General features: G+C 40.4%; 6 protein-coding genes. All 6 read right to left on the bottom strand.

Going from position 1 to position 6,430, the window contains the following annotated elements; all coding sequences use genetic code 11:
- Positions 1-2,157 (bottom strand): hypothetical protein (locus tag N3I35_13760; GenBank protein ID MCX8131151.1); only part of this gene is annotated, 2,157 nt, incomplete at its 3' end.
- A 228-nt stretch (positions 2,158-2,385) separates the two neighbouring features.
- Complete coding sequence (locus N3I35_13755) at positions 2,386-3,726, bottom strand: cadherin-like beta sandwich domain-containing protein (protein MCX8131150.1); 1,341 nt, start codon at positions 3,724-3,726, stop codon at positions 2,386-2,388.
- A gap of 53 nt (positions 3,727-3,779) precedes the next feature.
- On the bottom strand, positions 3,780-4,022 hold the full coding sequence (locus N3I35_13750; GenBank protein MCX8131149.1) for a tail fiber protein: 243 nt from the start codon (positions 4,020-4,022) through the stop codon (positions 3,780-3,782).
- Between the two features lie 48 nt (positions 4,023-4,070).
- Entirely contained in the window at positions 4,071-4,328 is a 258-nt protein-coding gene (locus tag N3I35_13745; protein ID MCX8131148.1) for a tail fiber protein, read from the bottom strand.
- A 697-nt stretch (positions 4,329-5,025) separates the two neighbouring features.
- Positions 5,026-5,196: a hypothetical protein gene (locus N3I35_13740; GenBank protein ID MCX8131147.1), complete on the bottom strand. Its 171-nt coding sequence runs from the start codon at positions 5,194-5,196 to the stop codon at positions 5,026-5,028.
- 70 nt (positions 5,197-5,266) lie between these two features.
- Positions 5,267-6,352: a phytanoyl-CoA dioxygenase gene (locus tag N3I35_13735; protein MCX8131146.1), complete on the bottom strand. Its 1,086-nt coding sequence runs from the start codon at positions 6,350-6,352 to the stop codon at positions 5,267-5,269.
- Positions 6,353-6,430: the final 78 nt, after the last annotated feature.

Below are 6,430 nucleotides of genomic sequence, written 5' to 3'. Positions count from 1 at the left end.
TGCGAAGCTTGCATTATCTGTATCCCCTGCTCCGCTTACCAACGCATATGTAAAGCTACTTCCTGCATCAGGGTCAATTCCGGCTAATGTCCCTACACTGCTTCCTGATGCTGTATTTTCTGCTATGCTGTTATTTGAAAGAGTAATGTCTGTAGGCGTTTCATTTACATTGGTTATTGTAATGGTAAACTGCTTCTCATACCATAACCCTCCGGCATCCGTCGCTCTTACCCTTATGCTGTAGCTGTTCTTTGCTTCATAGTTAAAGCCTGCCGCTGTCTCTAAAGCAGTGCCATCTATTGCGAAGCTTGCATTATCTGTGTCCCCTGCTCCGCTTACCAATGCATATGTAAAAAGTACATCTCCTGAATTTGAGTCTGTAGTACTAAGACTACCTACAGCACTTTCTGAAGGACTATTTTCTGCTATGCTGCTGGATGATATAGCAATATCTGACGGTGCTGCATTGACTTCAGATATACTTATTGTGAACTGTCTTTCGTATGTCAGACCTCCCGCATCCGTTGTCCTTACCCTTATGCTGTAACTGTTTTTTGCAGCATAACTGAATGTAGTATTTGTTTTAAGTATATTGCCATCTATTGTAAAGCTCGCATTATCTGCATCACCTGCTCCGCTTACCAACGCATATGTAAATGTGTCTATCACGTCAGTATCTGTGCTGCTAAACGTACCTATTGCACTTCCTGTTGCACTATTTTCAGCTATTGTGCTGTTTGTAAGTGTTATCCCGGTAGGATTTTCATTAACATTGGTTATTGCAATGGTCAACTGCTTCTCATACCATAACCCTCCGGCATCCGTCGCCCTTACCCTTATGCTGTAGCTGTTCTTTGCTTCATAGTTAAAGCCTGCCGCTGTCTCTAAAGCAGTGCCATCTATTGCGAAACTTGCATTATCTGTATCCCCTGCTCCACTTACCAACGCATATGTAAAGGTTGTATCTCCTATATCAACATCAGTGCTGCTCAATATTCCAACTGTACTTCCAGATATGGCGCTTTCCGGTACACTGCTGTTTGACAGGCCGATATCTGCCGGTGCATCATTCGCTCTTGTTACATCAACTGTTACATTCGCTGTACCAGAAATACCGCCTCCACCATCATCAACCGTTACGGAAATTGTCCTTTGTGAAGTATCCGGATTTGCATTATTGCTATTTGAGTAGGTGAGAGCACGTATCAGACTCTGAATTGCTGCAGGACTAGAACTGGTATTAAGAGATACTACCAGATTGTTTACACCTGTACCACCTGAATATGTACCGATAGTAGTACCTTCATAAGTAACATTACTGCCGCTTACTCCAATCTGTCCACTGCCTGCACCCTGATTCTGAATGCACAGCACATCCTCGCCAGGTACACGGTTGCTGCTTATCTCAACAGTCACCTTGCCTCCATTCATATTAGTTGAATCTGCATCAGTTAATGCAGCCGGCGTCCCAGCATCAAGCAGGGCATGAGGGGAATCTTCAATATAACTGGCACTGTCCCCGGAAATATTGCCAAGAATGGGTGCTGTACTTGATACAGGGGTTGCATCATATACAAAATCTTCAAAGTACAAATCAAGCTTTCTTACAGTATCTATTACATTATTGTTATTATACTCTGTTACATCCTCATCAGCAGCAATCCTCACTTCATCAACATTCTGAAATCCAGTATCACTGATTACATTACAATATGTATTATCAGGTGTTGAATCATCATAATCATAATAGATTTCTCCAGTAACCTGTGCCCCATTCCTCCAACCTGTTACCTTGAGCTTTCTCGGAGCTAGAGTGGTGCGGGTGAAGTAAAAGCCTTTAAAAATAAAACGCACATTATTGCCTAACTCATTTATCTTTATAATCCTTAATTCATCTACCGGAGCACCATCACTTAATGATAAAGCAGCAGGGCTAGTAACTAGCTTTATTGCTGAAGGTGTAGCTGATGCACCTAAATAAAAAGATTGAAACTTCCATCCGTTATGCACGTATTCTGGTGAAGCACTTGTTCCATTTGAAAAACCCCAAGTCTCGAAATCTTCAGTTACATCTCCTGCATATGAAAAGCTAAAAATACTAACAACTACCGTTATCGCAAGAAAAACAGTTAGAGCCACTTTCGGTATATACCTCATTTCATATTACCTCTTTCTATTCACAATATCTATATAAATAAGTTATTTGCTGTCTTAAGAGCCACTTATTAATCTAAAATTATATTAGGATAAACATGCATAGATTCTACACCTGTATGAACACAGCCTTGAATTTTTACATTTATGAAACAAGTGTTTAAGAGCTATAAGAAATAAATATAGACTCTCAAACACTTGTCATAATAAAGCAAGCTAACTATTCAACCTTTATGTCCTGGTTACTGTAATTGTGTAATTTCTGCTGCCTGTGTAGTTCGGATAGGTTACTACTAAATTAAGCACAGTGCTTGCTCCGGTTAACGCTATAGGAGTAGATGCCTGTTCGCTGTTCAGTTCCTGACCGTTAACGTTTATCTTCACCCCATTCATTTCTGCATATGGAGTAACGGTTACACTGGATGCTTTTGTAGAAGTATTTGCTGTATAATTCAAATCAGTGTGATTCATAGTAACACTACTACTGCCCGAATACCTACTTCCGCTAAAAGCCAGATCGACTCTGGACAGATATAAGTCCGGTATTGCTCTGGTAACTTGTATTGTGTAAGTTTTTGAAGCGCCTCCATAGCCCGTAACTAGAACAGGTATAGCTGTTGTAGCTCCTGCATTCAAACTTATCACTCCCGATGCCTGTCCGCTCTGCACCACAGCCCCGTTTATCGTTATTACTGCATTACTGCTTTCCGCTGTAGGAGTGACGGTAGCACTTGCTACACCAAATTCGACATTTGCCGTATATGATGTTGTCCCTGCCGTAAATGCAGGACTTATCCCAATCGTATTATTAGCTGTATCTTTTAGTACCATATTTGTAAGGTTTACACTATCCTGCCTTGTCACAGTGATTGTATAGTTAAGTGGATCACCTATGTATGGTGTCACCTGCACCGTAATTGTATTCTGTCCTACGTTCAGGTTTACTGCTTGTGACGGCTGGCCGCTGGTTACGACCGCTCCGTTCACTTTAATAGTCGCTCTGCTGTCTTCAGCAGTCGGAGTCACGGTTATACTTGAAGTTTCAAATCCTACACTTGCAGTATACGCAGTTGTAGTTTTCACAAACCCCGGGGTGAGAGTTCCCGCACTTATTGTAAGTCCCGAAAGGTAGCTGCTGGTCGGGTCTGCCTGAAATACCTGAAACTCTGCTATTGATGCAAAATTAGTATTTGCAGCTATACCCTGCCCCCCAGGAACATAAAGGCGTACATATGATGCCTTGAATGGTGCTACTGTGCGTGTTGTAGAATTTGATGCATTTCCTGTTACAGTATCCCTGTCAACCCAGTTGATGTTATCCATGCTGGATTGAAGCTTGTAGCCGTTCATATTGTAGTTTTGAGGCCAGTTTGCCGCTCCCAGGTTTGCTACGGTCCACTTATCTATCCAGTATACTCCCTGTAAGTTTACAGACATCCATGCCGGCAGTGTCACACTGAGCCACCTGTTTGCTGTAGCCAGTGAGCCGTCAACAGCTCTTTGCGGTGCATACGGGTATAAATAGCTGCTGGAGCTGGCAGGCTTATTTAAGGCTATGTTTATATTCCCCATTATATTTCAATCCTTTCCTGCGGTTTTATTTAAACCAATAGACTAAATACTTCCTAATTTCTTGGCGGGAATATTCCCTGTACTGCTATATAGTACTTGGTATTCGGATTAGGCTCAGCTCCCTGAAGGTTTGGCAGCGCAAAGGTAGTAGTACCGTTGCCACCATATATGTTGCCGATAAGTGCAAACAACGCCTGATTCTGAGCTATGTTCAGTATCTGCCCCTTGCACTGCACCCAGCCTATCGGTTCGAAATTAAAAGCAAAAAGCTGAATCTGACCTAAAAAAGGATCCATAATATTTTCCTCCTGATTTTTAGTATAAAGAATTATAGCGGAGTGTCATCAATACCTTGAGGGGTATATACCCTCCACTGCGATGTAATAGCAGTTGTAATAGCTGCCAGCAGCCGGAACAGGATTTGCATTCATAAGATTAGGTATTCCAAAGGTAGTAGAACCATTTCCCCCGTAAGTAGTTCCTAGTAGCGAATATAGTGCTGAGTTCTGTTGGATATTCAGCGTTCTTCCGTCACATAATATCCACCCCATCGGTTCAAAACCAAAAGCAAACAATTGAACCTGTCCTAAAATAGGTTCCATAACATCCCCCTCCTAAAATCAACAAATTTTTACCTCAGATTGTAAAAATAAACAAAACTAGATATTATTCTACATAATAGAATTATATATGTGTTTCATGGCTAAATCAATCCTTTGTTTACATTTTTTGTGTAGGAAAATAAAATTTTGTTTGGGTAGCTATTAGTATGACTTTTTAGAGGTGGGCTGGAAGTTATGAAAAAACCCTGATGCATTTTATACTCAAGATGATAAAGCGGTAAAAAATACACTACTAAACAAAAATCTAAAGCTTTAGGTTTTAGTTTAGTAGTGTTCAAGTTCTGTTTGAAATATTCAAATCAATTAGTGTCATGTTTTGGTTGTCCATGTTGTGGTCGTTTAATTCCATTTCCATCTTTATCCAAAGAACTTATTGAATACCCTAGCGCTTCGCCAGTTTCCGCATCATAGAATTTAGTTAAAATTGCATTTTTTACAAAACCCGTTTTGTGCATAAATCCATTTGGGTAATGGCAAACTGTAACCCAAATCATTCTATCTTTGTCGATAGATAAATCAAGGTCGAATTGAGTATGCTTTTCTAAAAAATCTTGGTAAGTAAGTAATTCTCTCTTTTCATATTTGGCTCTGTCTTTAAGTTCTTCGTCTTTAATAAAACCTTTTACCTGTTCTATATTTTTTAGCGTATCCTTATTATCTTTATTAGCAGGCTTTGTTAACTTCTTTTTTCAACTTTATCTATTCCTGCCAATTTTGCTCTTTCTTCAAAATTATAATTCTGCTGATCTAATTTTTCAAAACGAGTCAATGATTTCACAAATATAATTGTTCCACTCAAAACAATTACTGATAATATTCCTAATATTATCATGCTTTTAAATTTCATTTTTTCCACCATCCATAAGTACAAATATCTTCAGTAGTATGGACTCCTCCGACTCCCTCTTTGCAAGTTATCATGTCCCCGTGTTTGTTGCTGAAATAAAGTTCACTTTGTCCTGATGAGTACATTTCCACGGCAGCGGACAAACCCTGTACTCAAACCCTGGATTATCGCCCAAGACATACCTGAAGGCCACCTTATCTGCAGCCCGGTCCCTGTCAAACAGCTTTAGAGGCATAGTCAGCGAACACTCCCTGTATTTCAACTCTTCTCCACCGAAAACCCTTATAGCTGTAAACAGGCACAATTGACTAAATCTGCTTTCCACACCCTCCGGAATGTCAACCTCAACCCAGGGAAAAGACCGGTTTCCATCGGTTTGCATATCTTCATCCGTACACCGTGTCGCAATGTCTTTATCCAACTGGAAAATTTCTCCGAGAGAGTGGAAATATTGCTCTTCATCTCCCGTCATTCCTACTATCCTATCCATGTCCATCTTGAGGTCAAGCAGTGCAGCACTCACAAATACACATTCAGGTACCAGAATCCCACCCTCTTCCATCTGGGGAGCCAGATTCATGGTTATGGCTACCTGGGGCTCTTTTTTCAACGCATTCTGCATGGTTTCCGTTATTATCATATGAACCGGTCTGTCTCTGTTTACCCTGTATTCCGCGGCATCGCACTGAACTATTTCATAAATGTAGTCCTCCAGTTGAAGGGACTTTATAACTCTCTTCAAGCATCTTATGCTTTCAGTATTTATCTCCAGAAGAGTGAATTTTATTTCAGAGCTAGCAAATACGGTCGTCAACGGTACAGCCAATGCAGCAAAAGGGCCTGTTCCGGCATACAGGATATGTATCTGCCTTCCGGGAAATTGTGTCTGCGCCTGCTTTATACCTTTATATACACCTCTTAAATACCTCTTTGTCCTTACCAGTTCCTTTATGCATGCGGCTGCCCAAAAAGACCCTATTGCCTTACCGCTTGGCAGGAATATATCCTCCCTGATTTTTTCATTGTTCTCCTCAAGACCCGATACAGTCTGGAATAACCTGTACAAATCATCTACAGCCTTTTTCATTTTCCCGTAATGGTCCTCTTCTTCAAGTAAAATCCCTGTTATGTTCCTTAATTCTTCTTTATATTCCATATCAAGCAATCACCTCGAGATTATTTTACAAATTATTGTATTTTATTCCATAAATAAAGTCAAAAAAAATAACAGCTG

It is taken from the genome of Clostridia bacterium (assembly GCA_026414765.1).
GTDB lineage: Bacteria > Bacillota > Clostridia > Acetivibrionales > DSM-27016 > SKW86.
The sequence above is the reverse complement of the archived record's forward strand: the minus strand, read 5'-3'. Positions and strand labels throughout refer to the sequence as shown.

Coding starts and splice junctions, on each gene's coding strand:
- N3I35_13755 (MCX8131150.1), bottom strand. CDS start 3,726: ATGGGGAATATAAACATAGCCTTAAATAAGCCTGCCAGCTCCAGCAGC.
- N3I35_13750 (MCX8131149.1), bottom strand. CDS start 4,022: ATGGATCCTTTTTTAGGTCAGATTCAGCTTTTTGCTTTTAATTTCGAA.
- N3I35_13745 (MCX8131148.1), bottom strand. CDS start 4,328: ATGGAACCTATTTTAGGACAGGTTCAATTGTTTGCTTTTGGTTTTGAA.
- N3I35_13740 (MCX8131147.1), bottom strand. CDS start 5,196: ATGAAATTTAAAAGCATGATAATATTAGGAATATTATCAGTAATTGTT.
- N3I35_13735 (MCX8131146.1), bottom strand. CDS start 6,352: ATGGAATATAAAGAAGAATTAAGGAACATAACAGGGATTTTACTTGAA.